The following is a 23429-nucleotide window of genomic DNA, read 5'->3' as shown; positions in this document are numbered from 1 at the left end:
CGCACCATGACCGACAACGAACTACCCGAGGATTCGACCGCGTCGAGTGATGTGGTGGCAGCGAAGGACTCGGTTCAGACGACGACTGCCGAGTCTCCGGTCGGCAGGTTCGCGCGGTTCCGGCCGGGCCGCGTCGGAACACTCGCGCTCGGTGTAGCGGCGGCCGTATTGCTCTGCGCCGCAGTCGCTTCCAGTGTCATCTTTTATGTGCAGAACAAGGGCAACAAAGCCACCCTGGCCGCCAACGCGGACGCGCGCACCGCCGCCTGCGCCTACGCCCCGATCCTGGCCGACTACGACGCGAAGAAGCTCGACCCCTACTTCGCCGCAGTGCTCGACGGCGCGACCGGTGACTGGAAGAAGCAATTCGACAGCACCAGCAAAGAATTGCGCGAGGTGCTCACCCAGGGCGAGGTGGTGTCGAAGGTCAACGATGTCCAGTGCGCGATCAAGACCGGTGACGAGCACTCCGCCGAGGCCATCGTGGTGATCGGGCAGACCATCACCAGCATGGGCACTCAGGGCAAGCCCGCCCCCGGCCAGCTGTCCATGGTGATGCGCCTGGAGAAGGTGGACGGCCGGTGGCTGGTGAACAAGGTGAATTCGCCGCTGGCCCCGCCACAGCAGCCGTAGCTACTCGGCGTCGCGTCCGAACAGCACGACCCGCATCAGGTGGACAACCCGTTGCCGCGAGCACGCCGGATCCGTGGAGCCGAAGCGCTGGCCCAGGTCGACCACCAGCGCCAAGGCTGCATGGACCAGCAGTCTCGCGTCGGCGGCGGCGAGTTCGGGGCGGACGCCGACGAGCAGCTTCGCCCACTCTTCGACGTTGAGCCGCTGGATGTTTCGCAGGGCCGTCCGAGCGTCGGCAGGCACGTTGCTGATCTCGGCGTAGTAGACGAAGGTCAGCTCGCGTTCGGCGAACGAGCCCGCCACGTACAGCTCGATCAGTGTCGTCAGGGCCTGCTCGGGCCCGTCGGCGGCGGCGACCGCAGGGCCGATCGCGGCCGAAACCCGGTCTGCCGCACGGCGGAACGCGGCCGCCAGGATGTCGCCCTTGCTGCGATAGAAGCGGTACACCGCGGAGGAGGCGGGCAACCCGGCCGCGGTGGCGATGTCCTCGACGCTGACATTCGGATAGCCGCGTTCGTGGAACAACTCGATCGCACGCGCGAGCAGCAGCTCGTGCTTGAAGGTCAGCGGAATCTCGGTTACCGCAAGGGGTTCGGGGTGTTGCGCCGGTGGTGGCAGCACGCACTCGGCGGCGGCGCGGCAGGCCGCCCCGAGCAGTGCGGTCAACGCGCGCACCGGGATCGACACGTGGTGGTCGCCGATGCTGCTGAGCACGCTCAGCACCGCGGCCGCCAGCACGGACCGGTCCGCCTTGTCCAGCTCCGGACGGGCCTCGCCGAGCAGCGACATCAGGACCGAATGCACCGTCGCCAGCTGGTCGTCCAGGATCGCGGCGTCGGCGTCCTCGAGATAGCGGCGCTGCCAGCGCAGCAGCGCGGCGCTGCGGCGATTGGCGATCGAGGACGCGATGAGGGCGTCCATGACGCGCCCGAGCCGTACGTCGGCGGGCAGCCCGCGCGCCGAGTCCGGCAGGCGCACCGCCGCCTCGCTGAGCGCGCCGAGCCGCAGCGCCTCCTCGCGGAACAACGCGTATTTGCTGGGGTAGTGGCGATACAGCGCGGCCGAGCTGATGTCGAGCCGGGACGCGATGTCCTCCATGCTCACACCGTGGTAGCCGAGCGACCCGAACGCCTCAGCGGAGGCCGCCGCGATCTGGGCCCGTCGATCTCGTGGCCGCCGGCGGACCACGCGCGGCGCTGTCCCGTCGGACGCCTTGTCCGCGGCGCGGCCTTCCTGGGCACCCATGCGGCGATGGTAGCCCAATCGGACGCTCGGTACAGGGGCCTTTGCATCCCGCAACTCAAACTGAATGGTAGATCACAACGGCAGCCGGATAGGGGAACCTACCTGTAACTCTTCGACCGCACCTATCTGGAATACCGCGTAACATAAGCGACCGGTTGGTACCTCCGCCGCGCCGGTCTGCTCAGGCCGCGGCGGGACGCCCGAAAAGGACCAGCTGCATCAGCAGCCGCACCCGGCCCTGCGCCGCCATCGGCTGATTGTCGAACGCGCGGCCGAGGTCGACCACCAGCGCGAACGCGGCGTGGATGAGGAACCGTGCCTCGGCGGGCGAGAGTTCCGGGCGCACCTCGCGCAGCAGTCGCGCCCACTCTTCGACGCTGAGTCGCTGGATGTTTCGCAGCACCGCGCGTTCCTCCGCCGGAACGTGCTGGAACTCGGTGAAATACACGTAGGTCAGCGCGCGCTCGGCAAACGACCCCGCGACATACTGGTCGATCAGTGTTGTCAGGGCGCCCTCCGGGCTCGACGCACTCGCCACCGCCGGGCCGACCGCGCCCGAAACCCGTTCCGCGGCACGGCGAAAAGCCGCGGCGAGCAGGTCGCTCTTGCCGCGATAGAACCGGTACACCGCCGAGGCCGCGGAAAGCCCGGCGGCGGTGGCGATGTCCTCCACGCTGACGTTCGGATAGCCGCGCTCATGGAACAGCTCCACCGCTTTACGCAGCAGCAGTTCATGTTTGAACGAGTCCGGGATCTCGACCACCTGCAGCGGCTCGGCGGGCTGCTCCGCGGGCAACTGTGCGCCGACGATCGGCTGGCATGCCGAACCGAGCAGCCGGGCAAGGGATTTCGCCGGCAGCGTGGCGTGGTGGTCGGCGATGCTGGTGATCGTGCTCAGCAAGGCCATCCGCAGTACCCGGGTGTCGTCCTCGGTCAGTTCCGGCCGCAGCTCGGCGAGCTGGCTGCCGAGCGCGCCGAGCACGGTGAGCTGCTGGTCGTCCAGCGTCGTCACATCGTCGGGCTCGAGGTAGCGGCCCTCCCAGCGCACCAGGGTGATGGTCGGCCGGTTCTCGATGGTGACGGTGATGAGCGCGTCCAGCACGTGCCGTAACCGCTGGTCGGGCGGCCATGCCGCGGCTTCGGCGGGCAGCTCGACCGCCGCGGTCATCGCCCGGCCCACCCGCAGCAATTCCTCGCGGAACAGCGCGTACTTGCTCGGATAGTGCCGATACAGCGCGGCGGAGCTGATGCCGAGGCCGGAGGCGATGTCCTCCATGCTCACGCCGTGATAGCCGAGCGCGCCGAACGCGGCGGCCGAGGCCGCGGCGATCTGGGCCCGTCGATTCTTCGGCCTGCGCCGGACCTCGCGGGGTGCCGAGTCGCCGGTGCTCGCCTTCCGCGCCGTGCGGCGATTGTCGACACTCATGCGGACATCGTACTGATCAGGGCTGGTGAGACGGGCTACGGCTCGGCGCGGGCGCCCGCCGAACCGTCCGGGTGCCCCAGGTCACGCCGAATAAGCGCACTACCTGCCGGAAAGCGGCGCGAGTCCGCGCGACCTGTAGGCGAGAGTCGTCACTGTGATCGCTGCCACAACTGCTCAGCAATCATGCAGTGTCGTTGCGCAGGTCGCCTCAAGCGCGTGGCGTGATGACCAGGCGCGCCTTGCCGCGCGGGACCGTGGTGATGTTGCGGGTCTTGCCGCGTTCGGGTTCCGTGCCCTCGGGCAGCGAAAGCGAATGCCGCACAAGGATTTCCCGCAGCACCGCGGTGCTCTCCATCAGCGAGAAGCCCGCACCGATGCAGCGCCGGACCCCGCCGCCGAACGGGAACCAGGTGTTCGGCGCCACCTCACCGGCGAGGAAACGCTCCGGCCGGAAGACGGCGAGGTCGGGGTAGCTGTCGGGATTGCGGTGGGCGAGCAGGATCGAGGTGCTCACCACCGTGCCCGCGGGCAGTCGCCTGCCGCCGATTGTCATATCCCTGGTCAGTTTTCGGTTGGTTCCGTTGATGACGACGTGTAGCCGCATCGCCTCCTTCATGACGGCTTCCAGATATTTGTCGTCGTCGGAGCGCGCGGCCGCGTAGGCCAGCTCTTGGATATCCGGACGGGTCGCGAGCTCGTACAGCGCCCAGGACAGCGCCGACGCGGTCGTCTCGTGCCCGGCCAGCAGCAGGGTGATGAGCTGATCGCGCAGTTCGGCGTCGGTGAGCGGCGGGTCGTGGTCCTCGCCGGTGCCCGCGTGCAGCAGCCGGGACAGCACATCGGTGCGCTCGGCCAGATCCGGTGCCCGCCGTCGGGCCGCGATCTCGGCGTAGAGCAGGGCATCGACCGCGCGCAAGTTGTCGGCGAACCGCTTCCACGGTCCCACTCGGGCGAGCAGGTTCGCCTTGAAGCCGAGGAACACCAGCGGATTCAGGTTCACGATCTGCCGCAGTCGCGGCCCGAGTTCGGCGCGGGTGTGTTCATCGGTGACCCCGAAGACCACCTGCACGATCACCTCGAGGGTGAGCGCGTTCATCCGGTCGAGCGTGATCAGCGTGGCACCCGGTGTCCAGCGGGCGATCTCGGCGACGGCGATGTCGGCGACCAGGTCGCGGTAGGCGCGCAGCGCCGAGCCGTTGAAGGCGGGCATCAGCAGCCGCCTGGCCCTGGCGTGTTCGTCCTCGTCGGTGAGCAGCAGCGAGTGGCTGCCCATCACATGGCCGAGGATCTGGTTGCCCTCGCCCGCGTGCAGGTCGTGTGGGTTGCCCGCGAAGATCTCCTTGATGTGCTCCGGGCGGGAGAACACCACGGCATGGTCGGCGAACGGCGGGATCCGCAGCGTGAAGACGTCACCGTACCGGCGCGCCAAGGCGGGCACGAACCGCTGCCGATCGACCTGGAACAGGATGCTCTGCACGATGCCGGGCAGTCGCGACCCCGGTGGATACGCGGCGATCTCGTCGCGCGCTCGGACGTCCTGCGCGGCCACAATGCCACCTCCGCCGGGGTAAGGGACGAGCCTGTCCTGCACCACGCTAGGAGATGCGCGGGCAGGGGTCTATGAAACAGTTCGAATCAGGCGCTAGCTCTCGGCGTTCGGGCGGACGGCCGCGTACCAATCGAGCAGGTCCGGGTTGTCCACGGCACTGCGTTCGACGACGCGGGTGGCGTCGGCCCCTTGGAAGAGCTTCTTGATCGGCACCTCGAGCTTCTTGCCGGTCCGGGTGTGCGGAATGCCAGGGGCGATTAGGATTTCGTCGGGCACGTGGCGCGGGGACACCTCGGTGCGGATGGTGGTGTTGATGCGGGTCTTCAGGTCGTCGGTGAGTTCGGCGCCGGGCGCGAGCACGACGAACAGCGGCATCCAGTAGCCGCCGTCGGGCTGTTCGGCGCCGATGACCAGCGCCTCGGCGACCTCGGGGAGGCGCTCGACGGACTGGTAGATGTCGGCGCTGCCCATCCGGATGCCGTGGCGGTTGAGCGTGGAGTCGGAGCGGCCGTGCACGACGATGGAGTTGCGGTCGGTGATGGTGATCCAGTCGCCGTGCCGCCACACGCCGGGGTACATGTCGAAATAGGCGTCGTGGTAACGCTTTCCGTCGGCGTCGTGCCAGAACCGCACCGGCATGGACGGCATCGGCTTCGTGATGACCAGCTCGCCGACCTCGCCGCGGACCGGCTGGCCCGTGCCGTCGAAGGCTTCGATCGAGGCGCCGAGAAAGCGTGCGGAAAGCTCGCCGGGCCAGGCAGGCACCGTGCGGACGCCACCGAGGAAGGCCGACACCACGTCGGTGCCGCCGCTGATCGAGTTGACCTGGACGTGGTCACCGGTGTTCTCGCCCAGCCAGAGTGCCGACGAGGTGGGCAGCGACGCACCGGTGATGCCGACCGCGCGCAGTGCGGACAGGTCGTGCTCGGTGCGCGGCACGGCGCCCGCCTTGATGCAGGCGAGCACGTAGCCGGGGCTGGTGCCGAGCATGGTCGTGCGGGTCTCGGCGGCGATGCGCCACAGCGCATCCGGCGCCGGATAGGTGGGGCTGCCGTCGTAGCAGACGACGGTCGCGCCGACCAGCAGGCCGGAGATCTGGAAGTTCCACATCATCCAGCTCGGGCTGGTGTACCAGAAGAAGGTGTCGTCCGGTCCGATATCGGTTTGCAGGGCAACGGCTTTGAGATGCTCAAGCAGCACCCCGCCGTGCCCGTGCACGATGCCCTTCGGCAGCCCGGTGGTGCCGGAGGAGAACACGATCCACAGCGGATGGTCGAAATCGACCGTCTCCGTCTCGATCACGGCGGGCGCGGCCTCGTCGCTGGCGATCGCGTCTCGCCACGGCGTCGCATCCGCAACGTCGAGCCCCAGCTGAGACACGGCGATCGTGCCGCGCAGGGCGCCGAGACCGGCTTGCAGCGCGGCGATGTCGGCGCGCTTGTCGTGGGCCTTGCCGCCGAAGCGGTAGCCGTCCACGGTGATCAGCACGGCGGGTTCGAGCTGGCCGAGCCGATCCAGGGCGGCCTTGGGCGAGTAGTCCTGGCCGCAGGCGGTCCACACCGCGCCGATGCTCGCGGTCGCCAGGAACGCGATGACGGTCTCCGGGATATTGGGCAGGTAGCCCGCCACCCGATCGCCCGGCTGTACTCCCAGGTCCCGCAGAGTCCGGGCCAAAGCCGCCGTGTGGTCGATCAATTCGACCCAGGACACCTCGCGTCGTTCCGCGTCCTCACCGACGGCGACGATCGCGGGGCGGTCGGTGCGGAACTGGCGAACCACCTGATCGACGTAGTTCAGCCTGGTGCCGGGAAACCATTGCGCGCCCGGCATTTCCGCGTCGGCCAGCACCTCGCCGGCGATATCGCCGAGCTCGAAGTAATCCCACACCGCGTGCCAGAATTCGGCGATCTCATCGACGGACCACTGCCACAGTGCCTGGTAATCGGGCACGGCGCGGCCGGTGCGTGCCGTGACGAACCGCGCGAAGTCGGTGATCCTGGCGTCGGCGATATCCTGCTCGGTCGGCACCCACTGTGGTTGCACCGCAATCCTCCTGGCTTTCGAACTCGGGTTCAGGCGCGCTCGGCGCGCCGCACGATCTGCTCGGCGTGGCGTAAGACGGGGGCGTCGACCATGCGGCCCTCGAAGGCGAACACCCCGCGATGCTTCGGCACCTCGTCGAGTACCCGCCTGGCCCAGTCCAATTCGGCCGCTGTGGGGGCGTATGCCGCGCGAATGACCGCGAGCTGGCTGGGGTGGATGGCGACCTTCGCGTCGAATCCGACGGCGACCGCGTCGAGCGCCTCGGCGCGCAGGCCGTCGAGGTCGCGGATGTCGAGATACACCGAGTCGAGTGCGAACTTGCCGTACGCCTTGGCGGCGAGCAGCGCGGTGGACCGAACGTGGCGCGCCACATCGCGATAGCTGCCGTCGGCATGCCTGCTGGCGTTGCCGCCGAGCCCGGCGACGAGGTCCTCGGCGCCCCACATCACGCCTATCGCATTGGGTACCGCCATCGCTCGGTCGACCGTCAATGCACCGAGCGGCGATTCGATCAACGCGACCACTTCATATTCCGCCAGGGTCGAGACCTGTTCGGCGGATTCACATTTCGGCAGCATGATGCGCCGATAGCCGGTGTCGGTCAGGGCGGCCAGATCGAGCGAGTGCTCGTCGGTGCCCGCCGCGTTGACCCGGACCACGGTGGTCTCGGGATCCAGCGGTGTCTCGACGAGTGCCTTGCGCGCCGCCGCCTTGTCCGCGGCAGCGACACCGTCCTCCAAGTCCAGGATCGCCACATCAGCTGCCGCGGCGGCCTTTTCGTAGCGGTCCGGTCGATCCGCCGGGCAGAACAGCCAGGCTGGTCCTGGCAGCTGCCAGGTCACGACTGTCCGCCTTCTGGTCGCAGGCGGATCATCGCGTTGCGCACCGCCACGGCCACGACGGTGCCGTGCTGGTTGCGTGCGGTGTGCCGGAAGGTGACGATGCCCTCGCCCGGCCTGCTCTTCGAGACCCGCTTGTCCAGCACGACGGTCTCGGCGTAGACGGTGTCGCCGTGGAACAGCGGGGCCGGGAACTTCACCTCGGTGAAGCCGAGATTGGCGACGGTGGTGCCCTGGGTCAGGTGCGCCACCGAGAGGCCGACCATGGTGCCGAGCGTGAACAGCGAATTGACCAGGCGCTGATGGAACGGCTCCTGGGCGTCGCTGTAGGCCGCATCGATGTGCAGCCCTTGCGGATTCATGGTCAGCGTGCTGAACAGCACGTTGTCGGTCTCGGTCATGGTGCGGCCCGGCCGGTGCTCGTACAGCACGTCGGTCTCGAGCTCCTCGAACCACATGCCGGTCTGCACTACCCGGCGCAAGCCGTCGGTCAAGTCCGTCACAGCCCGAGCTCCCGTCCGATCAGCATCAACTGCACCTCCGTTGTGCCCTCACCGATTTCGAGGATCTTGCTGTCCCTGTAGTGCCTGGCCACCGGGTATTCGTTCATGAAGCCGTAGCCGCCGAAGATCTGGGTGGCGTCCCGGGAATTGTCCATGGCCGCCTCGCTGGCCACCAGTTTGGCGATGGAGGCCTGCTTCTTGAACGGCTTGCCCGCCAGCATCAGTGCCGCGGCGTCATAGTAGGCGGTGCGCGCCGTATGGGCCCGCGCTTCCATTCTGCCGATCTTGAAGGCGATGGCCTGGTTACGGCCGATGGCCTGGCCGAACGCCTCGCGTTCCTTCGCGTAGCGCACGCTCTCGTCGACGCAGCCCTGCGCGGCGCCGACCGCGAGCGCCGCGATGGCGATCCGGCCCTCGTCGAGGATGCGCAGGAAGTTCGCGTAGCCGCGGCCGCGCTCGCCGAGCAGGTTGTCCTGCGGCACCCGGACGTCGGTGAAACTCAGCGGGTGGGTGTCCGAGGCGTTCCAGCCGACCTTGTTGTAGGCGGGCTCGGCGACGAACCCTGGGGTGTCGGTGGGCACCAGGATGGTGGAGATCTCCTTCTTGCCGCCGACCTCGCCGGTCACCGCCGTCACCGTGACCAGCGTGGTGATGTCGGTGCCGGAGTTGGTGATGAACTGCTTGCTGCCGTTGATGACCCACTCGCCGCTGTCGGCGATGGCGGTGGTCCGGGTGCCGCCCGCGTCGCTGCCCGCGCCGGGCTCGGTGAGCCCGAACGCGGCGAGGGCCCGGCCACTGGTCAGCTGCGGCAGCCACTCCAGCTTCTGTTTGTCGTTGCCGTAGCGGTAGATGGGCATCGCGCCGAGGGAGACGCCGGCCTCCAGGGTGATGGCCACGCTCTGGTCTATCTTGCCGAGCTCTTCCAGAGCCAGGCACAGTGCGAAGTAGTCGCCGCCCATGCCGCCGTACTCCTCGGGGAACGGCAGGCCGAACAGGCCCATCTCGGCCATGCCCGCGACCACCTCGTACGGGAAGGTGTGGTTCGCGTCGTGCTCGGCGGCCACCGGGGCGACCACCGTCCGCGCGAAATCGCGCACCGTCATGGCCAGATCGCGGTACTCCTGCGGCAGTGCGCCGGTGGACAGGAAGTCGGTCATGCTTGGTTTCCTTCTGGCTCGGCGGTATTCGAGTCTTCCCCGGCCTTCCGGTCTGCTCCGGAATCGGGTGGCGAGGCCGGCTCGTCGGCGGCGGGCGTCGCGATGATGCGGGCGAGTACCTGGTCCAAACGCACCTGGGTGCCTGGTGCGACCAGGATTTCGACGGTGCCGGCGATCGGTGCGGTGAGCGAATGCTCCATCTTCATCGCCTCCACGATGACGATGGGCGCGCCCGCCGCGACGGTGGCACCGTTGTCCACCTGCAGTGCGATCACCGAACCCGGCATGGGGCTGGTGATCTCGGCGTCGCCGACATGCTCGGTCGCGCCGCGCACACTGGCCTCGGCCACTTCGCGCAGCATGGCGATGCCGGTGGGGCCGGCCAGCCACAGGTGCCCGTCGTATTCGGCGACCCGGTATTCCTGCCGGATGCCGTCCAGGGTCAGTGTCAGGACGTTCTCGGCGAAAGCTGCTGTGAGCGAGATGGATTGGCCGTCGTCGATACGTGCAGTCGCGTCGGTGGGGGAGCCGGTGAGGTACACGTGCTCGATCCGGTCGCCGCCGGCCAGCCGGATCGGGGTCGGTGCGGCGTCGCCGATCCGCCAGCCGGACGGAACCTGCCAGGGGTCGTCCGGGGTGGTCGGCCAGCGTCGCAGCCACCGGTAGGCGGCCGCGGCCAGGAACATCTCGTCATCGACGGGGGCCGGGTGGAAGTCGGCGACCCGGCGATCCAGCAGACCGGTATCCAGCTGCCCCGCCGCGACGTTCGGGTCGGCGAGCAGGAAGCGCAGGAACTCGATATTGGTGGTCACCCCGAGCAGCACCGTATCGCCCAGCGCCCGATCGAGTTTCGCGATCGCGGACGTCCGGTCGGCGCCGTGCGTGATGACCTTCGCCAGCATCGGGTCGTAGTCGCTGCCGACCACGGTGCCGATGCGCAGGCCCGAATCCACCCGGACCCCGGTGCCTTCCGGCTCGGACAGGTCGAGCACCGTGCCGCCGGTGGGCAGGAACCCGCGCCCGGGATCCTCGGCGTACACCCTGGCCTCGACGGCATGCCCGATCATCCGGATCTCGTCCTGCTCCACCGCGAGCTTCTGCCCGGCCGCGACCCGGACCTGGCACTCCACCAGGTCGACGCCGGTGACCAGCTCGGTGACCGGATGTTCCACCTGCAGGCGGGTATTCATCTCCATGAAGAAGAACTCGTCCGGCCGATCGGCGGAGACGATGAACTCGACCGTGCCCGCGCCGACATAGTCGACGCTGCGCGCGGTGTTGCAGGCGGCCGCGCCGATCCTGGCCCTGGTCGCCGCGTCGAGCAGCGGGGACGGGGCCTCCTCGATCACCTTCTGGTGCCTGCGTTGCAGGCTGCACTCGCGCTCGCCCAGGTGCAGCACGTTGCCGAACTGGTCGGCCAGCACCTGCACCTCGATGTGCCGCGGGCGGGTGACGAAACGCTCCAGGAACAGCGTGTCGTCACCGAACGCGGCGGCGGCCTCGCGGCGCGCGCTGAGCAGTGCCTCCGGCAGCCGCGCGGGATCCTCGACCAGCCGCATGCCCTTGCCGCCACCACCGGCGGAGGGCTTCACCAGCACCGGGTAGCCCACCTCGTCGGCCGCCTCGATCAGGTCGGCGTCGGTCAGGCCGGGCCTGGCGATGCCCGGCACCACCGGGACATTGAACGCGGAGACAGTGTTCTTCGCCGCGATCTTGTCGCCCATCACCTCGATCGCGCGGGCGGGCGGGCCGAGGAAGACGATGCCCGCGTCCGCCAGCGCGGCGGCGAAAGCGGCGTTCTCGGAGAGGAATCCGTACCCGGGATGAACCGCTTGTGCGCCGGTGCGTACGGCGGCGGCCACCACCTTGTCGATCGCGAGATAGCTGTCGCGGGCGGCGGCCGGACCGAGTCGCACCGCGGTATCGGCCTCGTGCACGTGCCTGGCGTCGGCGTCGGCATCGCTGTAGACCGCGACCGAGCGAATTCCCATGGCGCGCAGGGTGCGGATGACGCGCACCGCGATCTCGCCGCGGTTGGCCACGAGCACGGTGTCGAAGCCGACGGGATGAGATTTGTTCAGCATCAGACTCACATCCGGAAGACGCCGTAGGAAACGGGTTCGAGCGGCGCCTGGGCGCAGACCGAAAGGGCAAGCCCGAGCACGGTTCTGGTGTCCGCGGGGTCGATCACGCCGTCATCCCAGAGCCGGGCCGTCGAATAGTAGGGATTGCCCTGGCTTTCGTACTGGTCGCGGATCGGCGCCTTGAACGCCTCTTCGTCCGCGGCCGACCACGGCTGCCCCGAGCTGTCGAGCTGATCGCCGCGCACCGTCGCCAGGACGGAGGCGGCCTGCTCGCCACCCATCACCGAGATCCTGGCGTTGGGCCACATCCACAGGAAGCGCGGCGAATACGCGCGCCCGCACATCGAATAGTTGCCCGCGCCGTACGAACCGCCGATCACCACGGTCAGCTTCGGCACCCGCGCGCAGGCCACCGCGGTGACCATCTTGGCGCCGTGCTTGGCGATGCCACCGGCCTCGTAGTCGCGGCCGACCATGAAGCCGGTGATGTTCTGCAGGAACAGCAGCGGAATCTTGCGCTTGTCGCAGAGCTCGATGAAATGCGCGCCCTTCATGGCGGATTCGCTGAACAGCACGCCGTTGTTGGCCACGATGCCGACCGGATGGCCGTGGATGCGCGCGAAACCGGTGACCAGCGTCTTGCCGTATTCGGCCTTGAACTCGTGGAAGGCACTGTCCCCGTGTAGATCTCCGTCGACGAGGCGCGCGATCACCTCGCGGACGTCGTACGGCGTGCGCAGGTCCACCGGCACCACGTCGTACAACTCAGACTCGGGTGCGGTGGGCGCCACCGTCGGCAGCACCTCCCATGGGCTCGCCGGACGTGGGCCGAGAGTCGCGACGATGCGGCGCACGATGCGCAGCGCGTCCCGGTCGTCCTCCGCCAGGTGGTCGGTGACTCCCGAAGTGCGCGAATGCAGTTCACCGCCGCCGAGCTCCTCCGCGGTGACCACCTCGCCGGTCGCCGCCTTCACCAGCGGCGGGCCGCCGAGGAAGATCGTGCCCTGATTGCGCACGATCACCGCCTCGTCGCTCATCGCGGGCACGTAAGCGCCGCCCGCGGTGCAGGAACCGAGCACCGCGGCGATCTGCGGAATTCCCTTGGCGCTCATGGTCGCCTGGTTGTAGAAGATGCGCCCGAAGTGCTCGCGGTCCGGGAACACCTCGTCCTGCTCGGGCAGGTACGCGCCACCGGAATCGACCAAATACAGGCAGGGCAGCTGGTTCTGCAGCGCGATCTCCTGGGCGCGCAGGTGCTTCTTCACCGTCATCGGGTAGTAGGTGCCGCCCTTGACGGTGGCGTCGTTGGCCACGATCACGCACTCGCGGCCGGACACCCGCCCGATACCGGTGATGATCCCGGCACCGGGGGATTCGTCGCCGTACATTCCGGTCGCGGCCAGGGGAGAGAGTTCGAGGAACGGGCTGCCTGGGTCGAGCAGCTGATCCACCCGCTGGCGCGGCAGCAGTTTGCCGCGCGCCACATGGCGGTCCCTGGCCTTCGCGGGCCCGCCGAGCGCGGCGGCGGCGAGCCGGGCGCTCAGGTCGTCCACCAGCGCCTTGTGGGCGACTCGGTTGTCGACGGCCTCTTCGGTAACGGTCATTACGTGGTCCTCTGGGTCAGCGTCGCGGGGCGACTCTATGAGGGGGTGCGGTCGGGCGAAAGGTCGGCCAGTTAGTCGCCGATAACTGGAATCCAGGTTAATCTTGGTTAACCGAGATGTCCAGGAGGGCGAAAGGAGCGCGTGTGACCAGCACTGACCCCGGCACGCTCACCCGCCGCGAACAGCTGAAGGCGCAGCGACGGCAGCAGCTCCTCGACGCAGGCGCGCGGCTGATCGCGGACCGGGGCTTCCTCGGCATGCGCCTCGACGACCTCGGTGCGGCCGTCGGGATCAGTGGGCCCGCCGTCTACCGCCACTTCCCGAACAAGGAAGCGCTGCTGGTGGAACTGCTCGTCGGCGTCAGCCAGCGGCTGCTCGACGGCGGTAAGGCGGTGGTCGCGCGCACCGCCGGTCCGGCCGAGGCGCTGGACGGTCTCGTCGACTTCCACCTGGACTTCGCGCTCGGCGATCCCGAGCTGATCCGAATCCAGGACCGCGACCTCGAGAATGTGCCCGCCGCCGCGCGCCGGGAGCTGCGCCGCACCCAGCGCCAGTACGTGGAAATCTGGGTCACCGTGCTGCGCGACCTGCACCCCGGGCTACCCGAGGAGGCGGCGCGGGTGCAGGCCCACGCCGCCTTCGGACTGATCAACTCCACGCCACACAGCGCAACCACGGCGACCGCCGCGCGCGCCAGGCCCATCCTGCGCCGGATGGCGCTGGCCGCCCTGGGGTGAAGGCTCGATCATCGAGCGCTCCACCCGCCGTCCATGGTGTAACTCGCGCCGGTCACCATGCCCGCGTCCGCCGACGCGAGCCAACCCACCAGCGCGGCAACCTCTTCCGGTTCGACCAGGCGTTTGATCGCGCTCTCGGTGAGCAGGATCTTCTCCAGCACTTCCTGCTCAGGAATGTTGTGCGCCTTGGCCTGGTCGGCGATCTGCTTGTCCACCAACGGGGTTCGGACGTAGCCCGGGCTGACGCAGTTGCTGGTGACGCCGTGCCTGCCGCCCTCCAGCGCGGTGACCTTGGACAGGCCCTCCAGGCCGTGCTTGGCGGTGACGTAGGCGGCCTTGTACTCCGAAGCCCGGATCCCGTGTACCGACGAGATATTGATGATCCGGCCGAAGCCCTGCCGGTACATGTGCGGTAGAGCCGCCCGGATGAGCAGGAACGGCGCCTCGACCATCAGAGTGAGCAGGTTCCGGAACTGCTGCGGGGCGAAGTCCTCGATCGGGCTGATGCTCTGCACCCCGGCGTTGTTCACCAGGATGTCCACCTCGAGATCGAGCGCTTCCAGGCCCTCGACATCGAGAAGGTCTACCGCCCACGACTTTCCGCCGAGCTCACGGGCCAGCGCCTTGGCGCCCACATCGTCGATATCGGCGATGGTGACCAGTACGCCACGGGCGGACAGCTCCCGCGCACAGGCGGCGCCGATACCACTCGCGCCACCGGTGATCAGCGCGGAACGGCCTGTCAGGTCGCTCATTTGGCGGCCACCGGGGCGGGCTTGGCGGCTAGGTTCTCGGCATCGGCGAGGTCGATGCTTTCCAAGGTCACACCTCTCGTTTCCCGGGCGAACACCACCGCGACGGCGGTGATCGCCGCGGCGATGGCCAGGTAGATCGCGATGGGTACCGCGGACTTGTAGGTGTTGAGCAGCCGGACGGCGATGATCGGCGCGAGTGATCCGGCCACGATCGAGGTGACCTGATAACCGAGGGACACACCGGAATAGCGCATCCGGGTAGGGAACATCTCCGCCATGATCGCGGGCTGCCCGGCGTACATCAGCGCGTGGAACACCAGGCCGATGATGATGGCGAACATGATGAGCGCGTAGTGCCCGCTGTCCATCATGGGGAAGGCGAAGAAGCCCCAGCTGCCTGCGGTGAGCGCGCCGACCAGGTACACCGGTCGCCTGCCGAACCGGTCGGAGAGCCGGCCGGCCACCGGGACCGCCAGGAAATGCACGGCATGCGCGGCGAGCAGCCACCAGAGGATGACCGTGGTGTCGACATGCACCTGCACCTTGAGGTAGGTGATGGTGAAGGTGACGACCAGGTAGTACAGGATGTTTTCCCCGAAACGCAGCCCCATGGCGGTGAGCACGCCGCGCGGGTAACGCTTGACCACCTCGACGACGCTGAGCGAGGTCGCCTTGATCTTCTCCACTTCCTGTTGCGCGGCAACGAAAATGGGGGCGTCGGTGACCTTGGTGCGGATGTAGTAGCCGACCAGCACCACCACCGCCGACAGCCAGAACGCCACGCGCCAGCCCCAGCTGAGGAAGGCGGCGTCGGACAGCCAGGTGGTCAGGACCAGCAACACACCCGTCGCGAGCAGGTTGCCCATCGGCACGCCCGCTTGCGGCCAGCTCGCCCAGAAACCGCGGCTGCGGCTCGGACTGTGTTCGGCCACCAGCAGCACCGCGCCGCCCCATTCACCGCCGACCGCGAAGCCTTGGATGAAGCGCAGGGTGACCAGCAGTGCGGGCGCCCAATAACCGATCTGACCGAACGTCGGCAGACAGCCCATCAGAAAGGTGGAGGCGCCCACCAGGATCAGGCTGAATTGCAGCAGCTTCTTGCGGCCGTACTTGTCGCCGAAATGCCCGAAGACGATGCCGCCCAACGGGCGTGCGGCGAAGCCGACCGCGTAGGTGACGAAGGCGGCGAGGATCGCGTCCAGATCGCTGGTGCCCTTGGCGAAGAACACCTTGCTGAACACCAGTGTCGCGGCGGTGCCGTAGAGGAAGAACTCGTACCATTCGACGACCGTGCCCGCCATGGATGCGGCTACTACCCGTCTCAAGCCGGTCGGCACCCCGCCGGGCTCGCCGCCCGTCGGCCACAATGCACTGCGCACGCTCATCGAACTCTCCTTCGTGCCGGGGGTCACATCGCGGTAGAGATGTGATGGCCCCCACAAATCTCGGCTGCAACGAAGTATTAGTGCAGATGGGTGTGACCGCAATGACTAGTTGTGCAGTAGCTATCTGCGATGATGCAGATATGAGGGATGGGTCATCTGGGTCGGCCCGGCGGCCGAGCGCGGATGACCTCCTGGTTCTGCTGGCCGTCGGCCGGTCCGGGCGCTTCGTGTCCGCTGCCGAAGAACTCGGCATCAACCACACCACCATCTCCCGGCGCATCGCCGCACTCGAGCACACCCTCGGTGGTCGGGTACTGACCCGGGCGGCCGGCGGCTGGGAGCTCACCGAACTCGGCCGGGAGGCGTTGGCGGCGGCCGAGGTCGTCGAGTCGGCCGTCAAGTCACTGGCCGCAGACGCCGACGGCAGCCGAGTTCTCGAAGGGGTGGTGCGCATTTCGGCGACCGACGGCTTCAGCGCCTACCTCGCCGCCCCCGCCGCCGCCGACGTGCAACGGCAACACCCCAAGATCACCGTCGAAATCGTGGCCACCACACGACGCGCGTCGACCCAGCGCTCCGGCCTGGACCTAGAGGTAGTCGTCGGCGAACCCCAAGTCCACCGCGCCACCGCCACCCGCCTGGCCGACTACTGCCTCGGCCTCTACGCCGCACGAGACTATCTGTCCGAACACGGCTCCCCAGCCCGCGTCGAAGACCTCGTCCACCACCCCCTCGTCTACTTCATCGACTCCATGCTCCAAGTCGACGACCTCGACCTCGCCTCCAGCTTCGCCCCCGCCATGCGCGAATCAGTAACCTCAACAAACGTTTTCGTCCACGTAGAAGCCACCCGCGCCGCCGCAGGCATCGGCCTGCTCCCCTGCTTCATGGCCGACCGCCACCCCGACCTCACCCGCGTCCTCCCCGAAGCCGTCTCCGTAAAACTCGCCTACTGGCTCGTCGCCCGCTCCGAAACCCTCCGCCGCCCAGAAGTAGCCGCATTCGTAGATGCCCTCCGCGCCAAGGTCCATCGCGAGCGCAACGCCCTACTCGGCGTCGGCAAATAGATCCTGATCAGGTAGGTGGCCAGCGAAAACCTCTGCTACGGAAGCGGCGCTGGCAGCACGGCGTAGGAATGTATCAAGATAGTCGGTGTCGAGATGCCAAACATCGGTGCATGTTTCGGCCAGGGCTGCGCTCTCCGGCGATAAGAGCAGACCTCGCGCTTCGAGGACCACCAGCAATGCGTCGACTTGTCCGCAGGAGTAAAAGAAGCGCGAGGTAGGCGCGCAGAATTTGGATGCTCCGTTGTACATGGGGCCTTTCAGGCAAGTGCCCGCCAGTAATTCCGTGGGGCGAAGTTGAGGTGGCGACGACGGAACCGAAGTTGGTTGAGAAACGGGCGTGCTAGTCGGCGAAGAGATCCTCTGCCGAGGTGGCGTTGGCAGCTCGACGCAGCCATGTGTCGAATTGCCCACGATCGGTGCACGCCTCGATCCGGCTCCTCAAGTCCTCCGGGAGGGTGATGCCCCGTGCCTCGAGCACCGTCAACAACGCCTTCGTCTCACCATCGAAGAAGTAGGTCCGGATGAGCTCATTTTGGTACTCGTAGCCAGCGGTCATGAGGCTCTCCAAGAAGTGTCGGGCGGCCGTGGGCAAGAGGCGCGTTACCAGGTCAATGTACTCCTTGCCGTGTGCCGCGGGGAGTACGCGGGTGGCCAGGAGGGTCAGGATTGTTTCGCGGTCGGGATGATTGCTGTGTGCAACGGCGGAGAGGACCGCGAGCTCGGGATTGGCTCCTGCGGTCTCCGAATCGGTGACCACGGGGATATCGCTCGGGCTCAGTACCAACGGTCTCAGCGTGAATTCGGGCGCAACGGTAATGGGTCTGCGGCAGTAGGTGGCGGTGCGCTTGTCTGGGCACAGCACCAACAGGACAGCGGGGCATTTCAGCCGAGCACGGAGAGTCGTGAGGTAAACCGGCCAGCTCCATGACTTGTCTTTGTCGGGCTGCAGTTGAACTTCCACCACCACCGCTATGGCGGGGGTAGTTCCGTTCGCGAGCACCACCACCGCGTCGGCACGGTATTCAGTGGGATTGATGTCGGGGAAATCTCCGCATTCCAGACGGGCGTGGTCGAATTCGGGCAGTTGGGTGTCCAGCACGGTCGTTAGTAGCTCGGCGGCTAGCTGCGGGCGTTGCCGGAACAGCTCGATGAGTAGCTCGTGGAGGTGGCTGGGCATGCAGGCAAGCTATCAGTTGCCACCGACGGAAATCAAAGCCGAAATCACGACGCTGATGGAACGAATTATGTTGGAACGTTCCATCTTTCGATGATTGGAGACTTGGACGCTACGGGGTTGCGGGGGAGGTTTGGGTGAGGTGGCCGTCGACCATTCGGTAGACGGCATCCATGCGGTGGAGGTGGGTTTGGTCGTGGGTTACCAGGAGGGTGGCGGCGTCGTGGTTGCGGGCTACGGTGAGGATGAGATCGATGATGGCGGCGCCTCGTTCGGTGTCGAGGGCGCTGGTTGGTTCGTCGATTACCAGTAGGGATGGGTTGTTCATCAGGGCGCGGGCTATGTTGACGCGTTGGCGTTGGCCGCCGGAGAGTTGGGCGGGGCGTTTGGATTGTTGGTCGGTCAAGCCGACTGATTCGAGTAGTTCTGTTGCCCTGGTGCGGGTTTCGCGGCGTTCTTTGGCGGGGGTGAAGATGCGTTGGCCTAGGTGGGTCATTACCTCTAGTTGTTCTAGGGCGGTCAGGGCGGGGATCAGGTTCGGTTGTTGGAAGACGATGCCGATGGAGGAGCGGCGGAGGGTGGCGGCTTCTCGGCGGGTGAGGGTGGCGAGATCGGTGGTGCCGGTGGGGGTTTCGAGGGTGATGTGGCCGGAGTCGGGGCGGATGAGGGTAGCGGCGGTGGCGAGGAGGCTGGATTTGCCGGAGCCGGAGGGGCCGGTGATGGCGGCTACGGTGCCGCCGGTTACGCGCAGGCTCACTCGGTCGAGGGCGGTGAGCCGGCTGGTGCCGTCGGGGTAGGTGAGGGTTACGTCGGTGATGTCGAGGGTGGTAGTGCGGGTGGTAGTGGTTGTCATCTCGGAAACTCCAGTGGCTCAGTGCTTATGGTCAGCGGCCCGCGCCCAAGGCGGTCAGTGGGTCGGTGGTGAAGAGGAAGCGGAGGGCGAAGGCGGCGCCGAGTAGGCCGAGCACGATCAGTGCCAGCGCGGGCAGCAGGGTGGTGGCGGGGCTCAGTACGAAGGGGAGGGCGTCGCCCATGAAAGCGGCTGCCGCAGTGGTGATGCCGAGTCCGGCGGCGACGCCGGCGGTCAACACGATCGCGGCTTGGGCGAGGGCGTCGCGGACCAGGGAGCCCGAGGTGGCGCCGAGTGCTTTGAGGGTGGCGATGTCGGGCATGCGCTGGACGGTCCACACGGTGAAGAATGCGCCGATTACCAGGGCTGAGATGGCGAAGAGCAGCACTGTCATCAGGGTCAGTGAACCGTTTTCGGCTTCGTAGGCGCTGAGTGCCGAGAACGCGCCGGACGAGCTGGTGGTCTGGGTGTGTGCGGTGGCGTTCACGGTCGCCTGATCGGCTACGCCGGATACTGCGAGCACGGTGGCGGCGGCCGAGCGGGGGCTCATCGCCTGCCAGTCGCTCAGGGTCATCCACACGACCGGTGTGTGGCTGTACCAGTCGTCCCCGTGTACCCCGGCCACGGTGAAAGTACGGCCGCCGATGGTGACGGAATCGCCGGTGTTCGCACCGAGGTCCTTGGCCGCGCCGGTGCTGAGCACCACCGTGCCGTTCTCGGTTGCCGATCGGTTGCCGAAAGCCGTTCCCGTGGTACCGAAGAACGCGACCTGCGCCGAAGCTCGCCCACTCGGATCGACCTTGCCGTGGCTGATGCCGATCGGGTCGACGGTGCCGCTCGGGCCCGCCGCCGCTTGCCAGGCGGCGACCTGCTCCGCGGTGAGCGTGGAGGCGTCGAAGGACGGCGCGGCGCCGGTGTCCGCGAAGACGACCGTATCGCCGGGCAACGATTCGACGGCGGAGATGTTCTGGTGCGCGAGCCCCGCCGTGAGCCCGCTCAGGAAACTCACGAGCAGCGCCACCAGGGTGACGACCAGCGTGATGAGCAGGAAGCGGCCGCGGGCGGCGCGCAGGTCTCGGAGTGCTACGAACATGCCTTCACTGTTCCGCCCGACGGGCTCACAGCCATCGCGCGCGGGAAGGAAAGGCGCACCATCGAACGGTGGGTGGCGTTTTACACCTTTCGATGGATGCCCGCCCGGTTGCCGCACATAAGCTGGCAAGGTGCACTCGTCACCGCTCACCCCCGTCTTCACCGGGCTGCGGCTCGGCCTGCATGTGCTGGTGACGGCGTTGGCGGTGGTGATCGCGGTGCGGGCGCTGCTGCCCGGTGCGCCGCATCCGATCCCGGTGGTGGCGCTGACGGCGGGCTTCCTGCTGACGTACTTCGCGGGCCACCTACTGAGCGCGCGCCGCGGCGGCCTCGCAATCTGGTTGATTGCCCTGACCGGATGGTGGCTCGGCCTGGTCCTGCTCGCTCCCGACGCCGGCTACCTGGCGTTCGGGCTGTTCTTCCTCTATCTGCATCTGCTCCCGCGGCCATGGAGCCTGCTCGCGGTCGCGGCGGCCACGGCCATCGCGGTGGTGGGTTTCGGCGCGCACCGGGGCTGGTCGGTGGCTGGCGCGATCGGCCCGATCCTCGGCGCGGCGGTCGCCGTCGGCATCGGCCTCGGCTACCAGGCCCTGTTCCGCGAGTCCGCCGAACGGCAACGGCTGATCGATGAATTGCTCAGTACCCGAGCGATACTCGCGGATAAGGAACGGACGGCCGGCAAGCTGTCCGAGCGTGAACGCCTGGCCAAGGAGATCCACGACACCGTGGCCCAGGGGTTGAGCAGCATTCAACTGCTGCTGCACGCCGCAGAACAATCAGCGCCGGATCATCCTGCGCTGCAACGTATTCAGCTGGCCAGGGAGACCGCGGCCGAGAACCTAGCCGAAACCCGCAGGCTCATTGCGGAATTGGCCCCGGCCGCGCTGGACGGTCAGTCATTGGCTCAGGCGTTGGAACGAATCTGCCTGCGCGCCAACACCGCAACGCTCGCCACCCAACTGGTGGTCGAAGGCACGCCCGAGCGACTGCCGATGCCGGTGGAGGCGGCGCTGGTACGCATCGCACAGGGCGCGGTCTCGAATGTGGTGCAGCACGCCGAGGCCGCCCGCATGCGATTGACGCTGACCTATGCCGACGCCGAGGTGCTGCTGGACGTGGTGGACGACGGAGTCGGTATCGCACCCGACGTCCTCGCGCACCCGCCGTCCGGCTCGTTCGGACTGGCCGCCATGCGATCGCGCGTCGAGCAGCAGGGCGGCACCATGGCAGTGGAATCGGAACCGGGCCACACCGCGGTCACCGTCTCCTTCCCCCTCGAACCCGCCGCACCCGGACCGGATCCGGCCCGACCGGGAGAGCACGCATGATCCGCCTGCTGCTGGCCGACGACCACGCCATCGTCCGCGCGGGCCTGCGCGCGCTGCTCGACGGCGGCGACGACATCACCGTCGTCGGCGACGTGCCCACCGGCGAGGCGGCCGTCGCGTTCTGCGCGACCACCCCGGTGGATCTGGTGCTGATGGACCTGAGCTTCGGCCCGGGCCGCTCCGGTGCGGACGCCACCGCCGAGCTGCGCGCGCTCCCGCAGCCGCCGAATGTCTTGGTGGTCACCAACTACGACACCGACGCCGACATCCTCGGCGCCATCGAGGCCGGCGCCTGCGGCTACATCCTGAAGGACACCCCACCGACCGAACTGCTCGCCGCCGTCCGCGCGGCGGCCGCGGGGGAGAGTGTGCTGTCGCCCGCGGTCGCCTCGAAACTGATGACCCGGGTGCGCCGCGCCGACACCACCCTGAGCACCCGTGAGATCGAGGTGCTCCGGCTGGTCGCCGACGGCCGCTCCAACCGGGAGATCGCCAAGGAACTGTTCCTCAGCGAAACCACCGTCAAGTCCCATCTGGTGCACATCTACGCGAAACTCGGTGTCCGTTCTCGCACCTCGGCCGTCGCCCGCGCCCGCGAGCAAGGCGCGATCTGAGATCGCGACATGCCCCCGCCGGTGCGCCGTCCAACCCTCCGCCTGCCCCTAGGGTGAAGCAATGGCTTCCCTCTCGGATCCTCAGGTGCGCGAGTTCCTCTCCGCGGGCACGCGGACGGGCAAGGTGGCGTTCGTCGCCGCCGACGGCCGCCCGATGGTGACGCCCGTCTGGTTCGTGCTCGACGGCGACGAGTTGGTGTTCAACACCGGTAAGGACACCGCAAAGGGCAAGGCGTTCGCGCGCGACGGCCGCATCGCGGTGATCGTCGATGTCGAGGCGATGCCGTACCCCTCGGTGCAGTTGCAGGGCACCGTGACCCTGTCCGAGGATCCCGACGAACTGCTGCGCACCGCCACCGAGATCGGCGGCCGCTACATGGGCGCCGATCGGGCCGAGGAGTTCGGCAAGCGCAACGGCGTGCCCGGCGAACTCGTCGTCCGCCTGCGGCCGACCAAGGTGATCGCGCACTTCGACGCGACGGCCTGACCCATCCCGCGCTGAATACACTCACCCGCATGACCGTGCACTTCATCGGGGCCGGGCCGGGCGCGGCCGATCTGCTGACCCTGCGCGCGGTCGCCCTGCTCCGGGCGTCGCCGGTGTGCCTGTACGCGGGCACCTACCTCGCCCCCGAGGTGCTCGGGCACTGCGCCCCCGACGCCGAACTGATCGATACCCAGCACCTCGACCTCGACCAGATCACCGAACACCTGGTGCGCGCCACCGCATCCGGCAAGGACGTGGCCCGGTTGTGTTCGGGTGACCCGTCGCTCTACTCAGCGCTCACCGAACAGACCCGCAGGCTGGACGCGCACGGCGTCGCATGGGATGTCACCCCCGGCGTGCCGGCCTACGCCGCCGCGGCCGCACTGCTCGGCACCGAACTCACCGTCCCCGAGGTGGTGCAGTCGGTCGTGCTGACCCGCACCCAGGCCCGCTCGACCGCGATGCCGGACACCGAGGCGCTGGCGAATTTCGCGGCGACCGGCGCCACCCTCGTGCTGCACCTGGCGATCACCCGCGTCCGCACACTGGCCACCGAGCTCGTCGCCGAGTACGGCACGGACTGCCCGGTCGCCGTCGTGTACCGCGCCAGCCAGCCCGACCAGCTGATCCTGCGCGGCACCCTCACCGACATCGCCGATCAGGTGGAGGCCGCCGGGCTGCGCCAGGCCGCGATCATCCTGGTCGGCCGGGCGCTGGCAGACCCGGTGTCGTGTGCGCAATCCCACCTTTATGACCCGGCGCGCGTGCGCCATCGGTGACCCGCCGCATCTCCCGCGTGGTGCGTCGCGCAGGATGTGAGGTCTGCAACATGAGGACCGCAAAGTGCCGACACCTCA

General features: G+C 68.0%; 21 protein-coding genes. 7 read left to right on the top strand and 14 right to left on the bottom strand.

Annotated features, from left to right (window positions below; translation table 11 throughout):
- The first annotated feature begins 6 nt into the window (after positions 1-6).
- Positions 7-633 (top strand): hypothetical protein, encoded by a 627-nt coding sequence (locus DMB37_RS16740; protein WP_135233522.1) that lies wholly within the window; start codon positions 7-9, stop codon positions 631-633.
- Here the strand turns inward: DMB37_RS16740 and DMB37_RS16735 are convergent, their stop codons facing one another.
- The 9 genes from DMB37_RS16735 to DMB37_RS16695 form a co-directional block, all read right to left on the bottom strand.
- A complete protein-coding gene (locus DMB37_RS16735) occupies positions 634-1878 on the bottom strand; it encodes a TetR/AcrR family transcriptional regulator (RefSeq protein WP_135233521.1) in 1245 nt (414 codons plus the stop codon).
- Positions 1879-2059: 181 nt separating this feature from the next.
- On the bottom strand, positions 2060-3304 hold the full coding sequence (locus DMB37_RS16730) for a TetR/AcrR family transcriptional regulator (RefSeq protein ID WP_135233520.1): 1245 nt from the start codon (positions 3302-3304) through the stop codon (positions 2060-2062).
- 208 nt (positions 3305-3512) lie between these two features.
- Positions 3513-4853, bottom strand: coding sequence for a cytochrome P450 (locus tag DMB37_RS16725; protein ID WP_135233519.1), 1341 nt, complete (start codon positions 4851-4853; stop codon positions 3513-3515).
- 93 nt (positions 4854-4946) lie between these two features.
- The gene (locus tag DMB37_RS16720; RefSeq protein ID WP_135233518.1) at positions 4947-6896 is read right to left on the bottom strand and encodes an acetoacetate--CoA ligase; all 1950 of its coding nucleotides are present in this window, start codon (positions 6894-6896) and stop codon (positions 4947-4949) included.
- Positions 6897-6925: 29 nt separating this feature from the next.
- The gene (locus DMB37_RS16715) at positions 6926-7738 is read right to left on the bottom strand and encodes a CoA ester lyase (protein ID WP_135233517.1); all 813 of its coding nucleotides are present in this window, start codon (positions 7736-7738) and stop codon (positions 6926-6928) included.
- Entirely contained in the window at positions 7735-8193 is a 459-nt protein-coding gene (locus tag DMB37_RS16710) for a MaoC family dehydratase (protein ID WP_167769136.1), read from the bottom strand. Before DMB37_RS16710 ends, DMB37_RS16715 begins: the two co-directional genes overlap by 4 nt.
- 41 nt (positions 8194-8234) lie before the next feature.
- Complete coding sequence (locus DMB37_RS16705) at positions 8235-9395, bottom strand: acyl-CoA dehydrogenase family protein (protein WP_135233515.1); 1161 nt, start codon at positions 9393-9395, stop codon at positions 8235-8237.
- Positions 9392-11479 carry an acetyl/propionyl/methylcrotonyl-CoA carboxylase subunit alpha gene (locus tag DMB37_RS16700; RefSeq protein ID WP_135233514.1) on the bottom strand — a complete coding sequence of 696 codons (2088 nt, stop codon included), beginning with the start codon at positions 11477-11479 and terminating at the stop codon, positions 9392-9394. The genes DMB37_RS16705 and DMB37_RS16700 overlap by 4 nt, the downstream gene beginning before the upstream one ends.
- Before the next feature lie 5 nt (positions 11480-11484).
- Entirely contained in the window at positions 11485-13083 is a 1599-nt protein-coding gene (locus tag DMB37_RS16695) for a carboxyl transferase domain-containing protein (protein WP_135233513.1), read from the bottom strand.
- A gap of 116 nt (positions 13084-13199) precedes the next feature.
- Here DMB37_RS16695 and DMB37_RS16690 point away from each other — a divergent pair, with 116 nt between their 5' ends.
- A complete protein-coding gene (locus DMB37_RS16690) occupies positions 13200-13820 on the top strand; it encodes a TetR/AcrR family transcriptional regulator (RefSeq protein ID WP_135233512.1) in 621 nt (206 codons plus the stop codon).
- Between the two features lie 8 nt (positions 13821-13828).
- Here the strand turns inward: DMB37_RS16690 and DMB37_RS16685 are convergent, their stop codons facing one another.
- Both DMB37_RS16685 and DMB37_RS16680 read right to left on the bottom strand, forming a co-directional pair.
- Positions 13829-14575, bottom strand: a complete 747-nt coding sequence (locus DMB37_RS16685) for a 3-hydroxybutyrate dehydrogenase (protein ID WP_135233511.1) — start codon at positions 14573-14575, stop codon at positions 13829-13831.
- Positions 14572-15960: an MFS transporter gene (locus DMB37_RS16680; protein WP_135233510.1), complete on the bottom strand. Its 1389-nt coding sequence runs from the start codon at positions 15958-15960 to the stop codon at positions 14572-14574. Before DMB37_RS16680 ends, DMB37_RS16685 begins: the two co-directional genes overlap by 4 nt.
- A gap of 140 nt (positions 15961-16100) precedes the next feature.
- Between DMB37_RS16680 and DMB37_RS16675 the strand changes: the two genes are divergently transcribed.
- Positions 16101-17027, top strand: a complete 927-nt coding sequence (locus DMB37_RS16675) for a LysR family transcriptional regulator (RefSeq protein WP_240772418.1) — start codon at positions 16101-16103, stop codon at positions 17025-17027.
- A gap of 340 nt (positions 17028-17367) precedes the next feature.
- On the opposite strand, the gene DMB37_RS16670 is transcribed toward DMB37_RS16675, so the two are convergent.
- The 3 genes from DMB37_RS16670 to DMB37_RS16660 form a co-directional block, all read right to left on the bottom strand.
- A complete protein-coding gene (locus tag DMB37_RS16670; protein WP_240772417.1) occupies positions 17368-18126 on the bottom strand; it encodes a hypothetical protein in 759 nt (252 codons plus the stop codon).
- A gap of 187 nt (positions 18127-18313) precedes the next feature.
- Positions 18314-19054 (bottom strand): ABC transporter ATP-binding protein, encoded by a 741-nt coding sequence (locus DMB37_RS16665; RefSeq protein WP_135233507.1) that lies wholly within the window; start codon positions 19052-19054, stop codon positions 18314-18316.
- 31 nt (positions 19055-19085) lie between these two features.
- Positions 19086-20144, bottom strand: coding sequence for an ABC transporter permease (locus DMB37_RS16660; protein WP_135233506.1), 1059 nt, complete (start codon positions 20142-20144; stop codon positions 19086-19088).
- Between the two features lie 130 nt (positions 20145-20274).
- Here DMB37_RS16660 and DMB37_RS16655 point away from each other — a divergent pair, with 130 nt between their 5' ends.
- The 4 genes from DMB37_RS16655 (at position 20275) to cobM (ending at position 23351) form a co-directional block, all read left to right on the top strand.
- Entirely contained in the window at positions 20275-21471 is a 1197-nt protein-coding gene (locus tag DMB37_RS16655) for a sensor histidine kinase (RefSeq protein ID WP_135233505.1), read from the top strand.
- Positions 21468-22085: a LuxR C-terminal-related transcriptional regulator gene (locus DMB37_RS16650; RefSeq protein WP_135233504.1), complete on the top strand. Its 618-nt coding sequence runs from the start codon at positions 21468-21470 to the stop codon at positions 22083-22085. The genes DMB37_RS16655 and DMB37_RS16650 overlap by 4 nt, the downstream gene beginning before the upstream one ends.
- Before the next feature lie 61 nt (positions 22086-22146).
- Positions 22147-22572 (top strand): PPOX class F420-dependent oxidoreductase, encoded by a 426-nt coding sequence (locus DMB37_RS16645; protein WP_135233503.1) that lies wholly within the window; start codon positions 22147-22149, stop codon positions 22570-22572.
- 29 nt (positions 22573-22601) lie between these two features.
- Positions 22602-23351, top strand: a complete 750-nt coding sequence (gene cobM / locus DMB37_RS16640; protein ID WP_135233502.1) for a precorrin-4 C(11)-methyltransferase — start codon at positions 22602-22604, stop codon at positions 23349-23351.
- The last annotated feature ends 78 nt before the right edge of the window (positions 23352-23429 follow it).

The sequence above is a fragment of the Nocardia sp. CS682 genome, from assembly GCF_004634405.1.
Classification (GTDB): domain Bacteria; phylum Actinomycetota; class Actinomycetes; order Mycobacteriales; family Mycobacteriaceae; genus Nocardia; species Nocardia ninae.
Note: the sequence above shows the minus strand (reverse complement) of the source record. Positions and strands in the feature narration are given on the sequence as shown.